Raw genomic sequence first — 21,736 nt, forward strand, 5'->3', positions numbered from 1 at the left:
CAACGCCGCTGCCAGAAGCGCCGAGGCCGCGTCATCCGGACGCGGCCTCGGCGTTTTCAGGCCTCCGGCAAGGCTTGCCAGCCGCTGGCGGTGCGCCGTTCCAGGCGCGCCGGCTGGCCGTCCAGGCGCAGCAGGTGCAGCCAGCCGTGCTGCACCAGATCGCGGACCACGGCGTGAGCCTCGATCACCCGGTCGATCATCGCCTGCGGCGCTTCGATGACCACGTGCAGGCGCAGCGGGCGGTGCATCCACTGCTGGCCGTCGTGCAGCGACTGGCGGGCCAGGCCGATGCGCAAATCGCCGCCGTTGCCCTCGAAGACGCCGATATGGCCGCCCACCACGTTGTGCAGCAGCTTGTTGCCGCTGCCGAAACGCAGGTTGTCGGTGGTGGAGGTGAAGTACTGCAGGTTGATCCAGTGCGCCACCACCATGGGCGCGGTCATGATCAGCTCCAGCACGCTGCCCTCGCTGTCCTGGCGCCAGTCGTAGTCGTGCAGGAAGGCGCGGCCCTGCAGGTCGACGTCACGGGTGCGCGCACGCGGCGCGGCGATGAACGCGGCGTTGCCAGCCAGGCCCCATTCGGGGCGGGTCTGCGCCCAGTCGCGGGCCCGCCGGCGCAGCAGATCGAGCAGCTTGCCCGGCTGCTCGCGCGCCGCCGCCAGGCCCAGCGCATCGGCACGCTCCTGGCGCACCCGCACGGCGGCCTGGTCGAGGGCCTGGCGCAGGCGCTGCCAGGCGGGCTGCAGGGCGGCCGGCAGATGCTGCTGGCCGAAGATCCGCACCTCGTCGGTGCTGGTGTTGTGCAGGCCGGCCAGCACCTGGCAGTGTGCCGGCAGCTCATGCCCGCGGCTGCGCAGCTCGGCTCGCACCTCGGTGTCGTTGAGCAGGCTGGCCAGCAGGCGTGCATTGACCTCGCCGCTCTGCCCGCAGCAGGCGCCACAATCCAGGCCGGCCGCCTGGGGATTGTTGGCACTCTGGCTGCCATGGCCGAGCAGTACCAGCAGTTCGGGCACCGGGCCGTTGAGGCCCATGGCCTGGAGGATGCGCGCGGCCAGTTCGGTCTTCTGCGCCAGGCTCATGGCCGGCAATTGCGGGCTCAGGCGTTGCCACTCACCGTCGCGCCAGGCACTGCGGTGGGCCTCCGGCGTGCCGCCGAGCAAACCGCTGGTGCGCCCGAGCAGGGAGCCGGCATAGCCCAGGCCGATGCTTTCGACCAGGCTGAAGGTGGAGGCCGGCAGACGCTCGAACAGGCGCCAGCGGCCCTGGCGCGTCAGACGCTGCTGGCGTACCTGTGCCAGGCGCCGGTCCTGCGCCGCGTCGCCGCTGCTGTCGCTGACCTGCAGCTGCGGCGCCAGCAGGCCCGGCAGCTGCGGGCGGGTCGCCGTGGTGCCCAGCGGCGTGTAGGCGATGGGTAGGCCGAAGAAGCCGGCAAAACCGCCGGTCTCGAGTTCCGGACAGACCTGTTCCAGGGCTCGGCGTAGCGGCTCGGAACGCACATCGATGCAGAAGAACAGCTTGGCCAGCGGCACCTGCGCCGGGGTGGCCGCAGGCGCCTGGCCGAGCCGGCGCTGCAGCTGTTCCTGCCAGGCCAACTCATCGGCCCGCTGCCACAGCTGCAGGGCCTGCCAGGCGGCCGAGGGGGATTGTTGCAGGCCGGCCTGCCAGGCCTTGCGCCAACGCTGCCAGCGGCCCTGCGCGTCGCGCTGGCGGTCATCCACCAGCCATTCCCAGGCCGCGCGAATGGACAGCAGCTCCAGCAGGGTGTGGTCTTCGCTACCCTGCAGGCGTGCCTGCCAGCGCCGGTAGGCGCACCAGGAGGCCCAGCCCAGGCTGCGCAGCAGCAGGCAGTCGAACCAGGGTTCCCAGTCCTTGCTGGTCAGTCCCAGGTCGCGCACGGCGGCTTCCAGTGCCGCCTCGGGTTGCTCCGGCAGCTCGGCGATACGCGCGCGCAGGTCGCGCCGTGGGCTGAGTACGCTGAGCCCACGATCCGCCAGCATGCTGGTACGCCAGGCCTGGTACAGCCCGACGCCGGCATCCGGGCGCCAGTCGGCCTGCTCGTGGTCGAACCAGGCGGCGCAGCACTGGCCGATCTGCTGGGTGATCAGTGTCGGCCAGCCGGGCAGGGCGATGCCCGGTTCGGCCAGGTCTTCCAGCAGCGGCAGACCGCTGGTGTGTTCCGGGGCGGCATCCAGGGCGCTGAGCAACTGCTCGACTGTCCAGGCCTGATCCTGCTCGGACACTGCCCGTTGCAGGTGGCGTGCACCAATCCGACCGGCCTGCCAGGCTTGCCGGTAGTCTTCGGCGGCCAGGCTCAGGCGGCTGCCGGCACGCTGCCAGAGTTGCGCGGCGACGGTCTGCCAGGGCTGGTCGCGACGCTCCCACAGGGGGCTGACGGCGATCATGCGGTCCAGCGGCCAGGTCGGCGCGATACGTTCGCAGGCCTGCCGGGCGGCGCCGTGCAGGGCGTCCCGGTCGAGGCCGGGAAAGTGTTCGAGCGCAGTCATGGACGATCTCCTGTGGCAAGGGGCGAGGCCTGTGGCGCGCGGACCGGCCACAGGCGGAAGGTGAGGCGGGTGAAGTGCTCATCCAGGTAGAACCCGGCGAACGCCAGCGGATACAGACGTCGGGCGAGGGCGCCCTGGGGGCGGGCGAGGATCAGCGCCTGCAGCAGGTAGAGGCCGAGGAACAGCAGCAGCGCCAGGACGCTCAGCGGCCAGGGCGCGGCGCTGCCAGGCTGCTGCAGGATCCAGGCCGCTGCCTGGTGCCACAGCAGGTAGGCACCGAGCAGCAGGGCGAACATCGCCAGCCCGTAGAGCACCTGGCCGCGGCGCAGGCACCAGGGCGCCAGGCCGACGGCGAGGATCGCCAGGGCCGCCAGCGGCAACGCCTGGGTCGGCAGCAGCCAGGCCCACAGACCCTGCAGCAGAGCGAGGCTCAGGCTGGCCAGCAACAGGGCCAGGAGCAGAGCGGTGAGACCGGGTACGGCCGCCTGGGGCTGTAGCGCGTGCTGCCGCGCCTGGGCCACGGTCTCGCCGGCGGCGAGGAAGGCGTGGGCCTTGTACAGCGAGTGGGCGAGCAGGTGTACCAGCGCCAGTTCATACAGTCCCAGGCCGCATTCCAGCAGCATCAGGCCCATCTGCGCGCAGGTAGACCAGGCCAGGCGCACCTTGATACTGATGCGCGTCATCATCACCAGCGCGGCGATCACCGCGGTCAGCCCGCCGACCACTACCAGCAGGCTTTGTGCCGGCACGGCGGCGGAGAACAGTGGGGCGAAGCGCAGTACCAGGAAGCCGCCGAGGTTGACCAGCCCGGCATGCAGCAGCGCCGACACGGGCGTCGGCGCCTCCATCACCTGGATCAGCCAACCGTGCACCGGCAGCTGCGCCGACTTGAGGATCACCGCCAGAGCCAGCAGCAGGGCGGCCAGTTGCAGGTCCCAGCCCAGCTGGCCGCTGGCCTGCAGGCGGGCATTAACTGCCTCGACGATCAGCGTCATGTTGCTGTCGCCGCTGGCACGGATCAGCAGCAGCGCGGCGACGATCAGGCAGGCGTCGGCCAGGCGGCTGGCGAGGAATTTCTTGTGCGCCACCACCAGCGCCTGGGGGCGGTCGCGGTAGAAGGTCAGCAACTGGTGCAGGCTCAGGCTGGAGAGAATCCAGGCGCCCACCAGCAGGACCAGGTCGTTGCTGGTCACCACGGTGGCCACGGCGGCCAGGGTGACGAGCAGGGCCAGTACATAGCGGCGCTGGCCGGGCTCGCCTTCCAGGTAGCGCCGCGAGTACTCGATGATCACCCAGGCCAGCAGGCCGACCAGGCCGAGCATGGCCAGCCCCAGGCGGTCGTTGTCCTGGCCGTCCAGCGCCGCCTGCAGCCAGGCGCCCAGTACCAGGACCAGACCCAGGCCGCCGGCGATGCGCGCCGGCCACCAGAACCCGCGCAGCAGCGCCGCCGGCAACAGCGCCAGGGCGAAGAGCCAGGGCATCCCCTGAACCAGTGGGAAGGACAGGCTGAACATGCGGCGATCTCCATGGGGGCGCGATGGCACTAGTCTCATGGAGTGCTTGAACTATTAAAAATAGATAGATAAGAATTGTTCGTTCACTTTAGAAGAACGAAATATGCGCCGGCTGAATTTCCATCACCTGCATTACTTCTGGGCCGTGGCCAAGGAAGGCAACCTGACCCGTGCTGCCGAGGCGCTGCATGTGTCGCAATCGGCCCTGTCCACGCAGATCCGCGTGCTCGAAGAACAGCTCGGGCACCCACTGTTCATTCGCGCTGGCCGCAGCCTGCAGCTCACCGAGGCAGGGCGCCTGGTGCTGGACTACGCCGAGACCATCTTCGCCCTCGGCAGCGAACTGCAGACCACCCTGCAGAGCGCCCGCCAGGCCAGCCAGACGCTGCGCATCGGCGCCGTGGCCACGCTGTCGCGTAACTTCCAGGAGAACCTGCTGCGGCCCTTCCTCGGCCGTGATGACCTGCGCATCACCCTGGAATCCGGCAGCCTGGACGAACTGCTGGAACGCCTGGCCCTGCACAAGCTGGACGTGGTGCTGACCAACCGTGCGGTCAGCGCCGACAGCCAGCATCCCTGGCAATGCCGCCTGCTGGATCGCCAGGCGGTGTGCCTGATCGGCCCGCCGCGTGCGGACGCACGGCCCTTCGACCTGCGCCGCGACCTGCAGCAGGTACGCCTGATCGTGCCCGGGCGCAGCAGCGATGTGCGCAGTCAGTTCGAGGTCTACTGCCACAGCCATGGCCTGAGCCCGATCATCTGTGCCGAGGTGGACGACATGGCCATGCTGCGTCTGCTGGCGCGCGACTCTGGCGACCTGGCCCTGTTGCCGGCCGTGGTGGTGCAGGATGAGCTGCGCAGCGGCGCCCTGCAGCTGTATGCCGAGGTACCGGATATCGCCGAGCAGTTCTACGCCATCACGCTGCAGCGCCAGTTCAGGCTGGGCATCCTGGATGAGCTGCTGGACCCTCCGTTAGCGGCGCAGACGTTCGGTCAGGGGGCGTGAGCGACGCGGTGTGGTCGGTTCGACACCGGGCGTCATGGCAAGCGGGGGAGAAAGGGCTTCCGCCCCCGCGTTCAGCGCCATCTAGAGCACTTCGAACAGCCCCGCCGCACCCATGCCGCCGCCGACGCACATGGTGATCACCACGTACTTCACGCCACGGCGCTTACCTTCCAGCAGGGCATGACCGACCATGCGCGCGCCGCTCATGCCGTAGGGGTGGCCGATGGCGATGGCGCCGCCGTTGACGTTGAGCTTGGCCGGGTCGATGCCGAGCTTCTGCGCGCTGTACAGCACCTGGCAGGCGAAGGCCTCGTTGAGCTCCCACAGGCCGATGTCGTCGACGGTGAGGCCGTGCTGCTTGAGCAGCTTGGGTACGGCGAACACCGGGCCGATGCCCATCTCTTCCGGGGCCAGGCCGGCCACGGCGATGCCGCGATACAGGCCCAGCGGCTGGATACCGCGCTGGGCGGCCAGGGCGCCGCTCATCAGTACGCAGGCGCTGGCGCCGTCGGACAGCTGGCTGGCGTTGCCGGCGGTGATGCAGCCGCCCTCGATCACCGGCTTGAGCTTGGTCAGGTCGTCCAGCACGGTTTGCGGGCGGTTGCCTTCGTCCAGGCTCAAGGTGACTTCCTCGAAGCTGACCGCGCCGGTCTCTTTATCCACCAGTTTCTTGCGCGCGGTGACCGGGACGATTTCATTGGCGAATAGGCCGGCGGCCTGGGCGGCGGCGGTGCGCTGCTGCGACTGCAGGGAGTAGGCGTCCTGCGCTTCGCGGCTGATGTTGTAGCGCTTGGCCACCAGCTCGGCGGTCTGCAGCATCGGCATATAGGCGTGCTCGGCCATCTTGATGACGTTGGCGTCGGCTTCGGCAGCGGTCCACTTCATATGGGTGTTCTGCACCAGGCTGATCTGCTCCTGGCCGGCGCCGACCGTGACGGCCATGCCGTCGACCATGATCTGCTTGGCGGCGATGGAGATGGCCATCAGGCCGGAGGCGCACTGGCGGTCGATGGTCTGGCCGCTGACCGACAGCGGCAGGCCGGCGGCCAGCAGCGCCAGGCGACCGAGGTTGGTGGAGGCGGTGCCGCCCTGCATGGCAGTGCCCATCACCACGTCCTCGATCTCGCCCGGCTCGATGCCGGCACGCTCGACGGCGGCGCGCAGGGCGATGGCCGACATCGATGGCGACTTGAGGTCGTTGAAGGCACCACGGAAGGCCTTGGCTATCGGCGTGCGGGCAGTGGAAACGATGACGGCGTCTTGCATGGCGGGTTCCTCTTCAGGGTTAGTGGCGCAGCAGGCGGCTGAGCGCCGCACGCAGTTGATCGGGGATGGTCGCCGGTTGATTACCGGCGCGCTGGAGGAAGATCTGCACCAGGCGTCCTGCGGCGCAGGCTTCGTCCTCACCCGCTTTGAACAGGGCTAGCTCGAATTGCACCGAGTGGGTGCCCAGCTTGCCGACCTTCAGCCCGACCTCGAGGCGTTCGGGAAAGGTGATGGCGGCGAAGTAGTCGCAGGATGCGCTGACCACGAAGCCGATCAGGTCGCCCGCGTGGATATCCAGGCCACCCTCTTCGATCAGGTAGGTGTTCACTGCCGTGTCGAAATGGCTCTGGCAGGCAACGTGGTGGATGTGCCCGTACAGATCGTTGTCCTGCCAGCGCGGCGTGATCGCCTGGAAATGGGCGTAGTCGCTGCGCCGGTGCTGCGGCTTACTCATGCGTGGTCCTCGTGCTCGTGCGGTTCACCCTAAAAGGTAGCGCGGGTGGCGGATACCTTGATTAGCCGCCTGTATTGCAGGTTATTGGCCTGCGCACGGGGTCGCTGTCCGAGGTGGATGAACGTGCGGCGCGCCGGTCACCCGGCGCTCGGGCACGGGCCTAGGCGTGTCCCTCGGGCCTTGTCTCGGGTGAGGAAAACTCCAGGCAGCCATCCTCGAGGCGGCCGTGGCGCAGCAGGATCAGGTCCAGCAGGTAGTTCTGGTAGACCTTCCACGGCATGCGGTCGCCCTGGCTGGGCAGCAGGTGGGCGGCGCGCTGGATATAGCCGGACTTGAGGTCGAGGAACGGCGCCTTACCCACCGTACCGTGCTGGCGCGGCGTTACCTGGCGCTGACCGTGGGCATCCATGTGGCGGATCAGGCGGCACAGGTACTGGCTGGAGAGGTCGGCTTTGAGCGTCCAGCTGGCGTTGGTGTAGCCGAGGATCATCACCGCGTTGGGCAGGTCGCGCAGCATCAGGCCGCGATAGCCCATGCTCTCGGCGGCGACGAAGGGGCGGCCGTCGACCACCAGTTGCAGGCCGCCGAACAGCTGCAGCTCCAGCCCGGTGGCGCTGACGATGGTGTCGGCCGCCAGTTCGCGTCCCGAGCGCAGCCGTACGCCGCTCTCGGTAAAGGTCTCGATCTCGTCGGTGACCACCTCGGCGTGTCCCTGGCGCAGGGCGGCGAACAGGTCGCCATCGGGAACCGCGCAGACGCGCTGGTCCCAGGGGTTGTAGCGCGGGCTGAAGTGGCGCATGTCGTAGCCCTCGCCAAGCTGGCGGCGCATCAGGCCGAGCAGCAGGCGCCGCACCAGGCCCGGGTAGGCCCGCGCCAGGTTGTAGAAGAACATCTGCAGCGCCACGTTGCGCGTGCGCGCCAGACGGTACACCCAGGTCGCCGGCAGCAACCGACGCAGCGCTGCCAGCAGGCGGTCGTGCTGTGGCAGGTTGATCACGTAGCTCGGCGAGCGTTGCAGCAGTGTCACCTGGGCCCCCTGGTCGACCAGCGCCGGCACCAGGGTCACGGCGGTGGCGCCACTGCCGATCACCAGGATGCGCCGGCCGTCGGGGGCGAAGTCCTGCGGCCAGTGCTGCGGGTGAATGAAGGTGCCGGTAAAGCGTTCGCGGCCTGGGAAGTCCGGCGTGTAACCGGCCTCGTAGCGGTAGTAGCCGGTGCACAGCACCAGCATGCGGCAGCGCAGCTGCACCGTTTCGGCCTCATCGCCGCGTTGCACCTGCAGGGTCCACAGGGCCTGGGCGCTGTCCCATTCGGCGCGCAGCGCCCGGTGGCGGTAGCGGATCAGGCTGTCGACGCCATGCTCGCGGGCGGTGTCCTCGATGTAGCGGCGGATCGACGGGCCGTCGGCGATGGCCTGCGGATCGGTCCAGGGGCGGAAGCTGTAGCCGAGGGTGTACATGTCCGAGTCGGAGCGGATGCCGGGGTAGCGGAACAGGTCCCAGGTGCCACCCAAGGCGGCACGGCTTTCGAGAATGGCCAGGCGCTTGTTCGGGCACTCGCGCCTGAGGTGGCAGGCGGCGCCGATGCCGGACAGGCCGGCGCCAACGATCAGGACATCCAGGTCTTCGATGGACATGCGGGCTCCTCGGGGCATGGCGGCAGCAGGTCTGCCAGCATGGCACCGGATGCCTTACCTGTGGGAGCCATGGCGAGGGCGAATGCGCCAAACTGGCGACCACCGTGCCATGAAAAAGGCCCCGCGAGCGGGGCCTTGGGCGATCAGATCTCGGGATCGATCGGTGGGTGTCTGCGCCACGCGTTGCCGCCCGGCAACAGCAGGTTCAGCGCCAGGGCGCTGATGGCGCACAGGGAGATGCCGGAGAGGGCAAAGGCCTTGCCGCCAATCACCATGCCGCCGATGCCGAACACCAGGGTTACCGAGACGATCACCAGGTTGCGCGCCTCGGACAAGTCCACCTGGTGGCGGATCAGGGTATTCAGGCCGACCACCGCAATGGAGCCGAACAGCAGGCAGAGGATGCCGCCCATCACCGGCACCGGAATGGCCTGCAGCGCCGCGCCGAACTTGCCGATGAAGGCCAGGGCAATAGCGAAGATTGCCGCCCAGGTCATCACCTTGGGGTTGAAGCTCTTGGTCAGCATCACCGCGCCGGTCACTTCGGCGTAGGTGGTGTTGGGCGGGCCGCCGAACAGGCCGGCGGCCGAGGTGGCCAGGCCGTCGCCCAGCAGGGTGCGATGCAGACCGGGCTTGCGCACGAAGTCCTTGCCGGTGACGGTGCCGACGGCTATTACCCCGCCGATGTGCTCGATGGCCGGTGCCAGCGCTACCGGCAGCATGTACAGGATGGCGCCGAGGTGGAACTCGGGGGCCATGAAGTTCGGCACCGCCAGCCAGGGCGCGGCGGCAATGGCGCTGGTATCGATCACCCCGAAGGCCACCGAGAGGAGGCAGCCCACGGCGATACCGGCGAGGATCGGCACCAGGCGGAACAGGCCGCGGCCCAGCACGGCCACCAGCACGGTGGTTACCAGGGCAGACATGGAGATGATCATGGCGGTCTGGTAGGGCACCAGCTCGGCGGCGCCGTCACCGGTCTTGCCCATGGCCATGTTCACCGCCACCGGCGACAGCGCCAGGCCGATGGAGATCACCACCGGGCCGATCACCACTGGCGGCAGCACGCGGTCGATGAAACCTGGGCCTTTCAGCTTTACGGCCAGGCCGAGGAAGGTGTAGACGAAGCCGGCGGCAACCACGCCGCCGAGCACCGCCGGCATGCCGAACTCACCTTTGGCGGCGATGATCGGCGCGATAAAGGCGAAGGAGGACGCGAGGAACACCGGGACCTGGCGGCCCGTAGCCAGCTGGAACAGCAGGGTACCGATGCCGGCGGTGAACAGCGCCACGTTGGGGTCCATGCCGGTGATCAGCGGCATCAGCACCAGGGCGCCGAAGGCGACGAACAGCATCTGCGCGCCGGAGAGGATCTGCCGCGGCAGCGGGTCGTTGTACTCGCTCATGCTCAGGCGTCCTTCTGCTTGGTGCCGAAAATCTTGTCGCCGGCATCACCGAGGCCGGGAATGATGTAGCCGTGCTCGTTCAGGCACTGGTCGATGGAGGCGGTGTAGATGATCACGTCCGGGTGCGCGTCCTCGACCTTCTGGATGCCCTCTGGCGCGGCGACCAGCACCATGGCGCGGATTTCCTTGCAGCCAGCCTTTTTCAGCAGGTCGATGGTCGCGACCAGCGAGCCGCCGGTGGCCAGCATCGGGTCGACGATCAGCGCCAGGCGCTCGTCGATTTCCGGCGCCAGTTTTTCCAGGTAGGTGTGCGCCTGCAGGGTCTCTTCGTTGCGCGCGATGCCCACCGCGCTGACCTTGGCGCCCGGCACCAGGCTGAGCACGCCGTCGAGCATGCCGATGCCGGCACGCAGGATGGGCACCACGGTGATCTTTTTGCCGGCGATCTTCTCCACCTGCACCGGTCCGGCCCAGCCCTGGATCTCGTAGCTCTCCAGCGGCAGGTCGTTGGTGGCCTCGTAGGTCAGCAGGGCGCCCACCTCCTGGGCCAGTTCGCGAAAGTTCTTGGTGCTGATGTCGGCGCGACGCATCAGACCGATCTTGTGGCGGATCAGCGGGTGGCGGATCTCACGGATGGGCATGCGGGGGTCTCCGGAGGGGGAAGAAAATTCTGGCTAGAGTAAAGCACTGGTAATGCCGGCCATAAACCGCGCAGTTTAACGGTTTAGCTGTTTGATTGGTCAGAAAATCTGCCGCCGGACTTGCCCTGACGCGTCCATCTGAGTACCTTTGCCGGCCATTTTTTGACCAGACCATCGATCCCCTTTTCCGGAGCACGCCATGTCCGCCGATCTCGCCCACATCCGCCAAGTCATGGCCGAAGCCGATTGCCTGTTCACCGAGGCCCAGGTCGAGGCCGCCATCGAGCAGGTCGGCGCCGCCATCTGCGCCGAGATGGCCGAACGCAACCCGGTGGTGTTCTGCGTGATGAACGGCGGCCTGATCTTCGCCGGCAAACTGCTGCCCAAGCTGAATTTCCCGCTGGAGCTTTCTTACCTGCACGCCACCCGCTACCGCAGCGAAACCACCGGCGGTGAACTGTTCTGGAAGGCCAAGCCGGAAATTTCCTTCATCGACCGCGAAGTGCTGATCATCGATGACATCCTCGACGAGGGTCACACCCTGTCGGCCATCATCGAGTTCTGCAAGCACGCCGGCGCCAGCGCCGTGCACACCGCCGTGCTGATCGACAAGGACCACGACCGCAAAGCCCGTCCGGACCTCAAGGCCGATTACGTCGGCCTGTCCTGCGAAGATCGCTTCATCTTCGGTTACGGCATGGACTACAAGGGCTACTGGCGCAACGCCGCCGGTATCTACGCGGTAAAAGGCCTGTAAGTGCGCGCGCCGGCCTTTCTCGACCGCGCTTTGTTCGCCGAGCTGGCGGGCAAGGCGGGGCAGAGCCCGCGCCGGCGTGCCCACCACAACCTGCACGAGATGAGCGAGCCCTGCCACCGCCTGGCGGTGGGGCTGCAGCCCGATACCTACATTCCTCCCCATCGCCACCTGTGCGCCGGCAAGGCCGAAACCCTGCTGGTGCTGCAGGGCCGCATTGGCCTGTTGCTGTTCGGCGAGGACGGCGCCCTTGAGCAGGTCCGCCTGCTCGAGGCCGGCGGCGACTGCCTCGGTGTCGATCTGTCGCCCGGCCAGTTCCATGCCCTGGTGGTACTGCAGCCGGACAGCATCCTCTTCGAATGCAAGGCCGGGCCCTACCGGCCGCTGGTCGAGGCCGAACAGGCCGCCTGGGCGCCGCGCGAGGGCGAAGCCGGCGCGGCTGACTACCTGGTCTGGATGAAGTCGCACTTCGCCGCCTGAACAGGCACCTTTAGTCGCGTTGAGCGTCGCACTGGGCGCAGGTAAACTGCCGGCCCCGTGTAAGTCCGCTACGAGCTGGAGTGCGTGATGCGTAAAGACAAGAAACAGGTGATTGGCGAAGAGATCAGCGACGATTCGATCCGTCTCTTCCTGGGCGTTGAGCCCGCCGACGATACGCCGCCGTCTCTGCACAAGCTGGTCAAGGCCTACCGCAGCCTGCGCATCGACGATTTCGAGAAGTTCCTGACCTTCTTCAAGGACGCCGGCTACGACCTGGACGCCAAGGACGCCAAGGGCAACGATTTCATCGCTCTGATTCAGGACCAGCGCCTGGCCGAACCCTATATTGAAGCGGTAAAAGCGGCGAAAGCCTGACACGTCGTAGAAAAAGTGACCGTCCGACGGGGTTGGTGCATTTTTTGCGACTGAATCAGCGGCATTAGTGGTATTGTGCGCGCCGAAAACTTCCCGCCCGAGTGCCCTGCAGGCCTCGGCGCGCAGGGCTTGAGGCCTGTGCAGGGTGGCTTCGCCGCCGCGACGAATTGAAGAATTGAACGCACGGATTGCCCACAGGCGAAACGTGCCGGACGAGGTAGCTCGGTGTCTGTCAGGCCAAATCATCGGCCACGGCGCCAGCCCTCCGAAGCTCCAGACACCCGTCTGGCTGTCAGTGATTAGACGCCGATGCGCGGCTCAAAAGGCCGATGTCAGCGGTTTGGTACTGCAGATCTTGGAGAAGCGTTAATGACGCAAGTCAATCACGAAACTGTGGATGTGCTGCTGGTCGGCGCCGGCATCATGAGCGCCACCCTGGCGGTGCTGCTCAAGGAACTGGACCCGAGCCTCAAGCTGGAGATCGCCGAGCTGCGTTCTTCGGGCGCCATCGAGAGCTCCAACCCGTGGAACAACGCGGGTACCGGCCACGCCGGCCTCTGCGAGTTGAACTACACGCCGCAGGCGGCGGACGGCTCGATCGACATCAAGAAGGCCGTGCAGATCAACGCCCAGTTCGAGGTCTCCAAGCAGTTCTGGTCGCACCTGGCCGGCAAGGAAGGCTTTGGCTCGCCGCGCAACTTCATCAATCCGGTGCCGCACCTGAGCTTTGTCCGTGGTGAGAAGGATGTCGGCTTCCTCAAGAAGCGTCATGAGCTGCTCAAGCAGCACCATGCCTTCGAAGGCATGGAGTACACCGAAGACAGGGCTGTGATGGCCGAGTGGATTCCGCTGATGATGGCTGGCCGCGATGCCAGCGAGCGCATCGCCGCCACCCGTTCCCGCAACGGTACCGACGTCAACTTCGGCGCCCTGACCAACCAGTTGCTGCAGTTCCTGTCCACCCAGGGCGGCATCACCATCAGTTACAGCCAGAAGGTCACCGACCTGTCGCGCAGCGCCCAGGGCTGGACCGCGCAGGTGAAGAACACCAAGAGCGGCGAGCAGCGCGAGATCCACGCGCGCTTCGTCTTCCTCGGCGCCGGTGGCGGTGCGCTGCCGCTGCTGCAGATGTCCGGCATTCCGGAAGGCAAGGGTTTCGGCGGCTTCCCGGTCAGCGGCCAGTGGCTGCGTTGCGACAACCCGGAAGTGGTCAAGCAGCACCAGGCCAAGGTCTACAGCCAGGCCGAAGTGGGCGCGCCGCCCATGTCCGTGCCGCACCTGGACACCCGTGTGGTGGATGGCAAGACCTCGCTGCTGTTCGGCCCCTACGCCGGCTTCACCACCAAGTTCCTCAAGTACGGCTCGTTCCTCGACCTGCCGCTGTCGGTACGTCCGAGCAACATCGGCCCGATGCTGGCCGTGGCGCGCGACAACTTTGACCTGACCCGCTACCTGATCAAGGAAGTGCTGCAGTCGCCGGAACAGCGCCTGGACGCCCTGCGCAAGTTCTACCCGAACCTGAACCCGGCCGACTGGCGCCTGGAGATTGCCGGTCAGCGCGTGCAGATCATCAAGAAGGACGCCAAGAAGGGCGGCATCCTGCAGTTCGGTACCGAACTGGTGGCGGCCGAGGACGGCTCCATCGCCGCGCTGCTGGGCGCTTCGCCGGGTGCTTCGGTGACTGTTTCGATCATGCTCAACCTGATTGAGCGCTGCTTCGCCGACAAGGCCAAGGGCGAGTGGGCGGCCAAGCTCAAGGAGATCTTCCCGGCCCGCGAAAAGGTGCTGGAAGAGGATGCCGCGCTGTATCGCGAAGTCGCCGAGCAGACCAGCAAGGCGCTGCAGCTGGCCTGACAGGTCCGCAGACAGCAAAGCCGCCCTCGGGCGGCTTTTTCATGCCTGGCGTTCAGGCCGCCAGGGCGGGGCGCGGTCGCTTGCCGATGTGCCGCGGCGCCACCATGGCCTCCAGCGGCAAGGTCTGGCCCAGCCACTGGTTGCGCAGTTCGTGCACTTCCACCCAGCCTACTTCGCCGGGCAGCTCGCGGGCCTCGCGCAAGGCGCGGCAGGTGCCCATGGCATCCAGCAGGGCGTAGCGACGCATCCGTGCGCGCGGGGTCAGCAGGGACCAGAGACTCATCATCGATACATTCCTCCACAGGTGCGCCAGTGTTATCGCACGGGGCGGTGACAGCGCGATGACAGGAACCTGCCTGGCGCCACAGCGGTCGGAAAGACAGTCGGCAGGCCGCTGGGTATACTGCCGGCCATTTTCCGTTGCCTTCTTTTCTGGAGATCGCTCATGAAGAAACACCTGCTGTTCGGTCTGCTAGCCGTACTCGGCGCCAGCCTCGTTGGTTGCGCCCACAGCCCGCAGCAACTGCGTCCGCAGCCGAAGCTCAACGCGCCGCTGGTGGCCGTTGGCCAGGGCCAGCCGGTGGTGGTGCGGGTGGTGGACGGTCGCCAGTCGCCGGTACTCGGTACCCGTGGTGGCCTATATCCGGAGACCAGCAACATCAGCGTACAGGGCCAGGACATTCTGCCGCGCCTGCAGGCCGAGGCCGAGGCGGCGGTGCGCCTGCTCGGCTTCACCCCAAGCCCGAACGCCTACAACGCGCCGCAGCTGACCCTGACCCTGGCGGACCTCAAGTACCAATCGCCTAAGGAAGGCATGTATGTCACCGAGGCCGACATCAGTGCCACCTTCCGTGCCGATGTGCAGAACAGCAACCGTCGCTACAGCGGCCGCTATGGTGCCTCGCTGAATCAGCGCTTCGGCATGGCGCCGAATCAGGAGACCAATACCAAGCTGGTCAGCGATGTGCTCAGTGATGCCCTGACCCGTGCCTTCAAGGACCCGACCATTGGCCAGCTGCTCGGCCAGCAGTAACTCCACTCGCCATGAAAAAGCCCGGCCAGTGCCGGGCTTTTTTATGCGTGGCGCGCGCTGGATTCAGGCCGCTTCGGCATAGAGTTCGGGCAGGCTGAAACCGGTGCGTTCGTCGATGTCCGGCAGGTCATAGTGTTCATGGCCGCCCAGTGCGCAGTACACCAGCCAGTGGTGGTCTTGTACGTTGAAGGAGAGTTCGTCTACCAGAGCTTCCACCTCCTCCAGCGAGTCGATCAGATAGTCGCGGTCTACAGGTTGCGGGTTGAGCATGGCGGTTCCTCCGCTGTTGTGAATGTCGCTCCGTCACGGCAGTGACTTTTGAGTCACTAAAAGGAGAATCAAACCCTAGGCCAGGAAAATGACCGTTTTTAGATGTATTGGTGATAACTCGGCTCGTTCGTCGGAAACGGAATTTATAACCGAGCGCTTTTCAGTAGACTGCCGCCCCGCAACGAAGGGCCTTGGGCTCAACTGAAGCGTTGCGTTGCCTGCTTTTGGTGCGCCGACGAATGGCGTTAACCGCAGGGTAAGGCGTCGCAGTGACTGCTGCCTGTTTTCGGTGCTGGTCTTTTCCTGTTGGTGGTGCACAACCCTGGCTGTCGAGGTGATTCGCGTGTCCCTGCAGTACTTCTGGTCCCTGTTCTCGAGCTATCCCGGGCAAGTGGTCAACGGTCTGGCTCTGTTCTTTGCCGTGGCTGGCAGCTGGCTGCTACTGGCGACCCGTCTGCGCGAGCTGCGTGCCTACGCTCGTCTGGCCGGTGAAAGTGAACTGGAAGAGATCGGCGAGGAGGCCTCGCTGCTGGACGAGCCGACCCTGCGTATCAACCGGTTCTTCTACCTCTTCGGCGGCGCTACCCTGAGTGCCGCGCTGCTGCTGTCCTGGTTCAGCACCCGCCTGTAAGTCCTTGCAGGCCTCGGTAGTCACCGAGGTCTGCGCAGATCGCGACAGAAAACTGCCCGGTCATCCTCTTTTCTCGACTTTTCGTCGCAGCTCGCTGCCCGACATTCCTCCGCTCGGCGCAGGCCTGCCACTTGGCTGCCATTTCGAGTGGTGCGACATAGGGTGCACTAAATTACCTCCTGGCCGTATCGCTGATGGCGCCCCGCTTTCAGCGATGACCGCCGTGCCTGAGGCGCGCATAGGCTTTTGCCGTGACTGCCTGGTCGTATTACAGGGTGGCCTAATAGGCAAATTAGAACTCTTGTTCTAATTAGACGTGGCGTCGATATAAGTTGATATTTCATTCGTCGAATATGGCTTTTTGCTATTCATTACAGAAATAGTTCACGGAATGCCGTGTTGACATTAATGGTTGGCTAAAAATAGGATTCGGCCAGCTTTGAGGCTGAACCATAAGCGGTCGTCAGGAAGTCGCCGCCAAAACAATAATAAGTTCTGCAGTGTCCGGGCTTTGGTCTATTGGCGTTGCGGGGGATGAATGGATGCGGCACGGCATTATTTCCTTGTTTGCGATTATAGGTTGGTACTTATCGGTGCCGCCAATGCTGGCGGCTGCTCAGCAGTCCACGCAAACTTCAAATGCCTCTCCGGAAATTGTCGAAGATGCACAGGCCGTGGATATCATTCGGCGCGCCGATCGTATTCGTGCGCCGGCTGAACCTTTTCGTTATGCGCTGACGCTGGTGGAAATGAAGGGCGATGATGAAGTTGCCCGGCAAAGTTTCGATGTGGCCATGCGTTTCTACAAGGCGGAGGCCGGACAGGAGGGCGATGCGCGCGCATTGGTGCGCTTCGTTGATCCGCCCAGTGAAAAGGGCAAATCGCTGTTGTCGATATTCGACAAGCTCTGGTATTACGAGCCTAAGTTGCGCCGGCCAATTCCCATTTCGCGCCAGCAGCGCCTGGTGGGGCAAGTTTCCAATGGCGATGTCGTCGCCACGGATTTCGATCTTTCCTATATCTCCAAGTTGGCGGCCACCGAAGAATGTGACGGGCGCAAGTGCTATCGTCTGGAATTACAGCGGCGTTGGCCTTACGTCACCTACCCGAAAATAATTTATTGGGTAGATGCGGAAAATTATCGCCCCTTCAAGGCCGAGTTTCTCGCCACCAATGACAAGTTGATCAAGCGTGCCTGGTACCGAGATTACAAACCGGCCCTGGGGGTTGAGCGGCCGCATGAGATCTATATCGAAGATAGCCTGAAGAAAGAACAGTACACCCGCATGTTGTACTCCGACGTGCGCCTGGAGGCCGTGCCGGAGGCCTACTTCCAGAAAGAATACTTGCTGCGTCTGCGTTGACTCTCTGGCAGGGAAGGGTGGTTGTTGCGATGAGACGCAGGGGCGTTCTATTGGCCTGGATTTGTCTGGCTCTGCTGGTCAGGCCGGCCGGCGCGGAGCCGTCATGCAGCCTTGCAGGCTTTGCTGGGAGCGAAGCGGGACGCTCTGTGACGCGGGAAGCACAGCTGAACCCGGAGGGTGAATTCACCCGTGCCATGAGTTCGGCAGCGGCCTACGGCGAGGTGAATGGTGACTGCGCCGGCGAGGCGGCCAAGCTGCATTTCAACCTGTTTGGCGAGCATCTGCGGACGTTCGGTGAGAGCGGCAGTGCCCAGCAGTCTGAAGGTCACGACATGCGTGGCTTTGTGCGCGAGGCCTATGTATCGCTGACGCCGCATGAGTCTGTTTTTATCGATATTGGCAAGAAGGATATACGCAACGGTCAGTTCTTTTTTGTCAGTCCGTTGGACTTTCTACAGGCACCAAGTAATTACTCCGAGCGCGGTGTAATCAATGCATTGGGGGTGTCCTGGCGCGACACCTATCGCGAAGGCGCCCTGCTCGCGCAGATGTCCTGGTTCAATCAGGCCGGCACACTGGAATTGGCGGTATTACCGCAACTGGCCAATCCGTCGCATAAGCCACGGGTGGCGGAGTGGAACACTTCGCAGCGCACCAATTCGGCAGAGCGCTATTACCTGTCGTATACCACGGCGGTGTTCGAGGACTTCAATCCGCGGCTGGTAATGGTTGGTGGTGAAAGTTATGCCTTCGGTCTGGGTGCCAGCGGTTTCATCAATGACGACTGGATTCTCAGTGTCGAATGGTCGGTGAATGAAAAGAGTCAGGTCCGCAAGTTTGATGAAGCAGCACTGAATAAATTGCAGGCCTGGCAGTTGCCGACCGAGGATGATTTTTTCAAGGAACAGGATCGGCAGCGTTTCTATCAGTTCGGTGCCGGTCTGCGCTACACCACGGATAACAATACGGCAATCTCCGTGGAGTACCTGTTTCAGGATCAGGGTTGGCATCAGCGCGATTGGGATAACTACTTCGATACGCTGGAGTTGCTGGAGGGGGCTTATCAGGCAACCTCGGTGGATCTGTTCAGGGATTATCAACTGTTGTTTGCTCAGGAAGCCGACAACATGGCGCGGCGCGATCTGCTGCCGGGCCGTAATTACCTGATGTTGCATCTGGATGATAACGAGGCGGAGTTGCGTAGGTGGTCTTGGGAAAGTTCGACGATCTACAACATCGAAGATCGCAGCTTTGCCCTCAACCTGCACCTGTCCTCGCAGTTGACGCGCAACTTTGAAGTCTATTTAGGCGGCGGTTATCTGGACGGTCCGGATAACAGTGAATTCGGTCGGTTGGGAAACAGCGGGGTGGGTTATGCAGGCTTTCGAGCAATCTGGTGACAAGGCGGGTGTGGCCCTGCTGTTTCCGGGGCAGGGTACCCAGCATATCGGCATGGGCGAGGCGGTCTGCGACCAATCGCCCGCCACCGCGCGGGTCTGGGACTGTGCCAGCGACATCGCCGGTTTCGACCTGCGCCGCCTGTGCAGCAAAGGGCCGATGCCCAAATTGGACAAGACCCAGTATCAGCAGGTGGCGGTCACCTGCGTGAACATCGCCAGCCTGGTCGCCCTGCGCGAGCGCGGCGAGCCGGATGTGGTGGCGCTGGCCGGGCACAGTGTCGGTGAGTTCTCCGCGCTGTTCGCGGCCGGTGTGCTGGGCATGGAGGATGTGTTCCGCGCCGTGGCTGCTCGCGGGCGCATCATGCAGGCACTGGCCGAGCAGACAGACGGGGCCATGTACGCCATCAAGGGCGTCGGCCGCGATGTCATCGCCGAGCTGATCGCCGCCCATGAACTGGGCGATGCCATCACCGTGGCCAATGACAACTCGCCGCGCCAGCAGGTGATCTCCGGCAGCAAGGCGGCGCTCAAGGAGCTGCTGCCGGCGCTGTTGCGGGCCGGCTTCGAGCAGGTCAAGTTGCCGGTCAACGGCGCCTGGCACAGCGCACTGATGCTGCCCGGGCGCGAGGATTTCCAGGCGGTCATCGACGGCTTGCAGTTCGCCGCACCCCAGCTGCCACTGTTCACCAACCAGGCGGCAGCCGCCGTCAGCGATATCGAGCAGATTCGCCAGGATCTGGTGGTCAACCTATATTCCACCGTGTGTTGGCGCGAAACCATGCAGGCCCTAGTTGCCAGTGGCGTGGGTGGTTTCCTTGAGGTCGGTCCGAAAAAAGTGCTGGGGCGCCTGTTGCAGGATTTCACCGAGCTGCAGCCGCTGCCGCCGGTAGGCCATGTCTCCGACCACCTGGCGCCGCAAGCGGCGCTGGCCGACTGAGGCGCCGGGTATGTTGCCGACATTCCGCCAGCACGCCGGCCGCTACGGTTTCGGCCTATGTCTGGGCGTCAGTTTCCTGTGCCTGCTGATGGCCTTTGCCCTGCTGCGTAACAGCCAGGCGCTGGGTTTGCTGGAGGTGCTGCCGGCCGGCTTTGCCATCGCCTTCGGCGTCACCCTCGGCGCCTCCCGTGATGCGCCGGGTTACTGGATCTACGCGGCACGTTCGCTCAAGTTCATGGTCCTGCCGAGCGAGTTGCAGCAACTGCAGCAGCTGCGCATCAGCCCGCTGATCGGGCTGCTCAATCCGTTGCGGCGACCGCTGAGCCTGCCGTTGCTGCTGGGCGGGCTGATCACGGTGTTGCTGTGGGCGGGGCTGACGCTGCTGCCGGCCTACCCGGCGCTGGTCACACTGGTGGTACTCGGCCTGCTCTTTCCACTGTTGCTGGCGCTGCTGCTGACCGGCAGCGCGCCCTACTTCATGGTCCTGGCCAGCGACCAGGGCGAGAACGCCATGCTGCCGCAGATGAAGCGCCTGCGTGATGCCGGTCGCTACCGTGCCGAGGACCTGGCCATCAGCCTGCTGATCAGCCTGGCGCTGATCTGGCCGCTGCACGGCCGCCCTGACTTCGACCTGCAGAGCGGTTACGGCAAGCCCGAGTTCGCCGTCGCGGCGATGATCCTGGGCTGGATCGTTACCTTCTTCCTGCTGCTCGGCGCGCGGCGCTCGCGCCTGTACTCGGCAGTGGGTGAGCGCCTCTCGGCACTGCTGCGCACTCCCTCGGCGCCCCCCGCAGGCAGTGCCCGGGTGCTGCCGCGCATGGCCCTGTACTACGTCGCCGTGGGGCTCTGGGCCCTGGTGCTGTGCGGCCTGCTGGCGCAGCTGCCGCAACCCCTGCCGTTTCCGCTGTTCTGCGCACTGCTGCTGGTCGCCCCCGGCTGGGCCTTCTGGCGCGAGCGCGGGCTGACCCAGCAGCACGACGCCGAGCAGGCCGGCCTGTTCATCCGCGAGCTGGGCGTGCAGCCGGTGGCCGCCGGCATGCCGCAGAGGCCATGAGCATGCACATCGGTATCGACATCGTGGAAATCGAGCGTATCCGCACCGCCAGCCGGCGCAGTGGCGAGGGTTTCCTCAACCGGGTCTACACGGCCCCGGAACGTGACTACATCGGCGACGCCGAGGCCAACGCGGAGCGCGCGGCAGGCATCTGGGCGGCCAAGGAGGCAGCAGTCAAGGCGCTGGGCACGGGTTTTCGCGACGGCATCCAGTTCCACGACCTGCGTATCGAGCATGAAGAAGCGGGGCGGCCGTACCTGGTGTTCGGCGGGCGCTTCCTCGAGGAAATGCAGCGGTCGGGTCTGACCGCGGCGAGTTTGAGCATATCCCACTGCGGCACCCACGCAGTGGCGGCGGTTGTGCTCGGGTGACAACCAGAAGATAGGGCTAGGGCAATGGCAAGGTTTATGGATTTGCAGGGGAAGGTCGCTTTGGTGACCGGCGCCAGTGGCGATATCGGCCTGGCGGTGTGCGAGAAGCTGCTGGAGGACGGCAGCAAGGTGTACGCCACCTACAACAACAACCCGGCGCGCCTGGGTGAGCTGTCCGACCGCCAGGAGTTCGCCGGGCGCCTGGTGGCGCTCAAGTGCGACATCACCAACAAGGCCGAACTGGACGCCGCCATGGCGCGGATCGAGGAGGCCGAGGGCAAGCTCGACGTGCTGGTGAACAACGCCGGCAAGTACCGCGACAACCTGTTCTCGATGATGGACTTCGACGAGTTCGACGACGTGGTCAAGACCAACCTGTACGGCACCTTCATGGCCACCAAGGCGGCCCTGCGCCTGCTGCGCAAGGCCAAGCAGGCGACGGTGGTCAACGTCTCGTCGATCGCCGGCCTGACCAACAGCTTCGGCCAGACCAACTACAGCGCGGCCAAGGCCGGGATGATCGGCTTCACCCGCACCCTGGCCGGTGAACTGGGCGCCAAGGGCGTGCGCGTCAATGCCGTGGCCCCGGGCCTGATCGAGTCGGTGATGACCAAGCGCGTGCCGCGCAACGTGATCCGCCAGACCCTCTCGGTAATCCCCCTGCAACGCATGGGCGAAACCCGCGAAGTGGCCGAGGCCATCGCCTTCCTCTGCTCCAGTTCCTCGAGCTACGTCGTCGGCCAGACTCTGGTGGTCGATGGCGGCCTGATCATGCGTTAAGGAGGC

General features: G+C 65.2%; 22 protein-coding genes. 13 read left to right on the top strand and 9 right to left on the bottom strand.

From position 1 onward, the window contains the following. Positions 1-56 precede the first annotated feature (56 nt). Both ACOAPY_RS05830 and ACOAPY_RS05835 read right to left on the bottom strand, forming a co-directional pair. Positions 57-2,504: a YbcC family protein gene (locus tag ACOAPY_RS05830; protein ID WP_465155549.1), complete on the bottom strand. Its 2,448-nt coding sequence runs from the start codon at positions 2,502-2,504 to the stop codon at positions 57-59. Then, positions 2,501-4,018 (bottom strand): NADH-quinone oxidoreductase subunit L, encoded by a 1,518-nt coding sequence (locus tag ACOAPY_RS05835; protein WP_465155551.1) that lies wholly within the window; start codon positions 4,016-4,018, stop codon positions 2,501-2,503. The genes ACOAPY_RS05830 and ACOAPY_RS05835 overlap by 4 nt, the downstream gene beginning before the upstream one ends. 103 nt (positions 4,019-4,121) lie before the next feature. On the opposite strand from ACOAPY_RS05835, the gene ACOAPY_RS05840 reads away from it, so the two are divergent. After that, positions 4,122-5,024, top strand: coding sequence for a LysR family transcriptional regulator (locus tag ACOAPY_RS05840; RefSeq protein ID WP_465155553.1), 903 nt, complete (start codon positions 4,122-4,124; stop codon positions 5,022-5,024). 81 nt (positions 5,025-5,105) lie between these two features. Here the strand turns inward: ACOAPY_RS05840 and ACOAPY_RS05845 are convergent, their stop codons facing one another. The 5 genes from ACOAPY_RS05845 to upp all read right to left on the bottom strand — a co-directional run bounded on the left by ACOAPY_RS05845 (position 5,106) and on the right by upp (position 10,427). After that, positions 5,106-6,290 (bottom strand): acetyl-CoA C-acyltransferase, encoded by a 1,185-nt coding sequence (locus ACOAPY_RS05845; RefSeq protein WP_465155555.1) that lies wholly within the window; start codon positions 6,288-6,290, stop codon positions 5,106-5,108. Positions 6,291-6,309: 19 nt separating this feature from the next. After that, entirely contained in the window at positions 6,310-6,744 is a 435-nt protein-coding gene (locus ACOAPY_RS05850; RefSeq protein ID WP_465155557.1) for an acyl-CoA thioesterase, read from the bottom strand. 160 nt (positions 6,745-6,904) lie between these two features. Continuing rightward, the gene (locus ACOAPY_RS05855; RefSeq protein WP_465155559.1) at positions 6,905-8,380 is read right to left on the bottom strand and encodes a flavin-containing monooxygenase; all 1,476 of its coding nucleotides are present in this window, start codon (positions 8,378-8,380) and stop codon (positions 6,905-6,907) included. A gap of 143 nt (positions 8,381-8,523) precedes the next feature. Further along, positions 8,524-9,786 (bottom strand): uracil-xanthine permease family protein, encoded by a 1,263-nt coding sequence (locus ACOAPY_RS05860; RefSeq protein ID WP_465155561.1) that lies wholly within the window; start codon positions 9,784-9,786, stop codon positions 8,524-8,526. Between the two features lie 2 nt (positions 9,787-9,788). Beyond that, a complete protein-coding gene (gene upp / locus ACOAPY_RS05865; RefSeq protein WP_465155563.1) occupies positions 9,789-10,427 on the bottom strand; it encodes a uracil phosphoribosyltransferase in 639 nt (212 codons plus the stop codon). Positions 10,428-10,626: 199 nt separating this feature from the next. On the opposite strand from upp, the gene ACOAPY_RS05870 reads away from it, so the two are divergent. The 4 genes from ACOAPY_RS05870 to mqo all read left to right on the top strand — a co-directional run bounded on the left by ACOAPY_RS05870 (position 10,627) and on the right by mqo (position 13,890). Then, a complete protein-coding gene (locus tag ACOAPY_RS05870) occupies positions 10,627-11,184 on the top strand; it encodes a hypoxanthine-guanine phosphoribosyltransferase (protein ID WP_076427911.1) in 558 nt (185 codons plus the stop codon). Then, positions 11,185-11,661, top strand: a complete 477-nt coding sequence (locus ACOAPY_RS05875) for a WbuC family cupin fold metalloprotein (protein WP_465155565.1) — start codon at positions 11,185-11,187, stop codon at positions 11,659-11,661. A gap of 87 nt (positions 11,662-11,748) precedes the next feature. Then, positions 11,749-12,036 (top strand): PA4642 family protein, encoded by a 288-nt coding sequence (locus tag ACOAPY_RS05880; RefSeq protein WP_076580728.1) that lies wholly within the window; start codon positions 11,749-11,751, stop codon positions 12,034-12,036. A 369-nt stretch (positions 12,037-12,405) separates the two neighbouring features. After that, on the top strand, positions 12,406-13,890 hold the full coding sequence (gene mqo / locus ACOAPY_RS05885; RefSeq protein ID WP_465155568.1) for a malate dehydrogenase (quinone): 1,485 nt from the start codon (positions 12,406-12,408) through the stop codon (positions 13,888-13,890). A 52-nt stretch (positions 13,891-13,942) separates the two neighbouring features. Here mqo and ACOAPY_RS05890 read toward each other — a convergent pair whose 3' ends face one another. Continuing rightward, positions 13,943-14,176 carry a hypothetical protein gene (locus ACOAPY_RS05890; RefSeq protein WP_465155570.1) on the bottom strand — a complete coding sequence of 78 codons (234 nt, stop codon included), beginning with the start codon at positions 14,174-14,176 and terminating at the stop codon, positions 13,943-13,945. 159 nt (positions 14,177-14,335) lie between these two features. On the opposite strand from ACOAPY_RS05890, the gene ACOAPY_RS05895 reads away from it, so the two are divergent. After that, entirely contained in the window at positions 14,336-14,923 is a 588-nt protein-coding gene (locus tag ACOAPY_RS05895) for a YajG family lipoprotein (RefSeq protein ID WP_076580734.1), read from the top strand. Positions 14,924-14,986: 63 nt separating this feature from the next. Here ACOAPY_RS05895 and ACOAPY_RS05900 read toward each other — a convergent pair whose 3' ends face one another. Further along, positions 14,987-15,193, bottom strand: a complete 207-nt coding sequence (locus ACOAPY_RS05900; RefSeq protein WP_021702294.1) for a hypothetical protein — start codon at positions 15,191-15,193, stop codon at positions 14,987-14,989. Between the two features lie 343 nt (positions 15,194-15,536). Here ACOAPY_RS05900 and ACOAPY_RS05905 point away from each other — a divergent pair, with 343 nt between their 5' ends. The 7 genes from ACOAPY_RS05905 to fabG all read left to right on the top strand — a co-directional run bounded on the left by ACOAPY_RS05905 (position 15,537) and on the right by fabG (position 21,730). Further along, positions 15,537-15,824, top strand: a complete 288-nt coding sequence (locus ACOAPY_RS05905; RefSeq protein WP_465155572.1) for a hypothetical protein — start codon at positions 15,537-15,539, stop codon at positions 15,822-15,824. Positions 15,825-16,366: 542 nt separating this feature from the next. After that, the gene (locus ACOAPY_RS05910) at positions 16,367-17,188 is read left to right on the top strand and encodes an outer membrane lipoprotein-sorting protein (RefSeq protein WP_465155574.1); all 822 of its coding nucleotides are present in this window, start codon (positions 16,367-16,369) and stop codon (positions 17,186-17,188) included. 50 nt (positions 17,189-17,238) lie between these two features. Further along, the gene (locus tag ACOAPY_RS05915) at positions 17,239-18,588 is read left to right on the top strand and encodes a hypothetical protein (protein ID WP_465155576.1); all 1,350 of its coding nucleotides are present in this window, start codon (positions 17,239-17,241) and stop codon (positions 18,586-18,588) included. Next, positions 18,563-19,525 carry an ACP S-malonyltransferase gene (locus ACOAPY_RS05920; RefSeq protein ID WP_465155578.1) on the top strand — a complete coding sequence of 321 codons (963 nt, stop codon included), beginning with the start codon at positions 18,563-18,565 and terminating at the stop codon, positions 19,523-19,525. The genes ACOAPY_RS05915 and ACOAPY_RS05920 overlap by 26 nt, the downstream gene beginning before the upstream one ends. Before the next feature lie 10 nt (positions 19,526-19,535). Then, complete coding sequence (locus ACOAPY_RS05925) at positions 19,536-20,579, top strand: hypothetical protein (RefSeq protein WP_465155580.1); 1,044 nt, start codon at positions 19,536-19,538, stop codon at positions 20,577-20,579. Beyond that, entirely contained in the window at positions 20,576-20,950 is a 375-nt protein-coding gene (gene acpS, locus ACOAPY_RS05930) for a holo-ACP synthase (protein ID WP_203791462.1), read from the top strand. Before ACOAPY_RS05925 ends, acpS begins: the two co-directional genes overlap by 4 nt. A gap of 36 nt (positions 20,951-20,986) precedes the next feature. Then, the gene (fabG, locus tag ACOAPY_RS05935; RefSeq protein WP_465155582.1) at positions 20,987-21,730 is read left to right on the top strand and encodes a 3-oxoacyl-ACP reductase FabG; all 744 of its coding nucleotides are present in this window, start codon (positions 20,987-20,989) and stop codon (positions 21,728-21,730) included. Positions 21,731-21,736 lie beyond the last annotated feature (6 nt).

The organism is Pseudomonas stagnisoli (assembly GCF_048595745.1).
Classification (GTDB): domain Bacteria; phylum Pseudomonadota; class Gammaproteobacteria; order Pseudomonadales; family Pseudomonadaceae; genus Aquipseudomonas; species Aquipseudomonas alcaligenes_A.

Excerpts from the sequence above, each read along its gene's own strand:
- ACOAPY_RS05880 (WP_076580728.1), top strand. The coding sequence starts at position 11,749 with ATGCGTAAAGACAAGAAACAGGTGATTGGCGAAGAGATCAGCGACGAT.
- ACOAPY_RS05890 (WP_465155570.1), bottom strand. The coding sequence starts at position 14,176 with ATGATGAGTCTCTGGTCCCTGCTGACCCCGCGCGCACGGATGCGTCGC.
- ACOAPY_RS05910 (WP_465155574.1), top strand. The coding sequence starts at position 16,367 with ATGCGGCACGGCATTATTTCCTTGTTTGCGATTATAGGTTGGTACTTA.
- fabG (WP_465155582.1), top strand. The coding sequence starts at position 20,987 with ATGGATTTGCAGGGGAAGGTCGCTTTGGTGACCGGCGCCAGTGGCGAT.
- mqo (WP_465155568.1), top strand. The coding sequence starts at position 12,406 with ATGACGCAAGTCAATCACGAAACTGTGGATGTGCTGCTGGTCGGCGCC.
- ACOAPY_RS05830 (WP_465155549.1), bottom strand. The coding sequence starts at position 2,504 with ATGACTGCGCTCGAACACTTTCCCGGCCTCGACCGGGACGCCCTGCAC.
- ACOAPY_RS05895 (WP_076580734.1), top strand. The coding sequence starts at position 14,336 with ATGAAGAAACACCTGCTGTTCGGTCTGCTAGCCGTACTCGGCGCCAGC.
- acpS (WP_203791462.1), top strand. The coding sequence starts at position 20,576 with ATGAGCATGCACATCGGTATCGACATCGTGGAAATCGAGCGTATCCGC.
- upp (WP_465155563.1), bottom strand. The coding sequence starts at position 10,427 with ATGCCCATCCGTGAGATCCGCCACCCGCTGATCCGCCACAAGATCGGT.
- ACOAPY_RS05920 (WP_465155578.1), top strand. The coding sequence starts at position 18,563 with ATGCAGGCTTTCGAGCAATCTGGTGACAAGGCGGGTGTGGCCCTGCTG.
- ACOAPY_RS05845 (WP_465155555.1), bottom strand. The coding sequence starts at position 6,290 with ATGCAAGACGCCGTCATCGTTTCCACTGCCCGCACGCCGATAGCCAAG.
- ACOAPY_RS05900 (WP_021702294.1), bottom strand. The coding sequence starts at position 15,193 with ATGCTCAACCCGCAACCTGTAGACCGCGACTATCTGATCGACTCGCTG.
- ACOAPY_RS05925 (WP_465155580.1), top strand. The coding sequence starts at position 19,536 with ATGTTGCCGACATTCCGCCAGCACGCCGGCCGCTACGGTTTCGGCCTA.
- ACOAPY_RS05835 (WP_465155551.1), bottom strand. The coding sequence starts at position 4,018 with ATGTTCAGCCTGTCCTTCCCACTGGTTCAGGGGATGCCCTGGCTCTTC.
- ACOAPY_RS05840 (WP_465155553.1), top strand. The coding sequence starts at position 4,122 with ATGCGCCGGCTGAATTTCCATCACCTGCATTACTTCTGGGCCGTGGCC.
- ACOAPY_RS05860 (WP_465155561.1), bottom strand. The coding sequence starts at position 9,786 with ATGAGCGAGTACAACGACCCGCTGCCGCGGCAGATCCTCTCCGGCGCG.
- ACOAPY_RS05855 (WP_465155559.1), bottom strand. The coding sequence starts at position 8,380 with ATGTCCATCGAAGACCTGGATGTCCTGATCGTTGGCGCCGGCCTGTCC.
- ACOAPY_RS05850 (WP_465155557.1), bottom strand. The coding sequence starts at position 6,744 with ATGAGTAAGCCGCAGCACCGGCGCAGCGACTACGCCCATTTCCAGGCG.
- ACOAPY_RS05870 (WP_076427911.1), top strand. The coding sequence starts at position 10,627 with ATGTCCGCCGATCTCGCCCACATCCGCCAAGTCATGGCCGAAGCCGAT.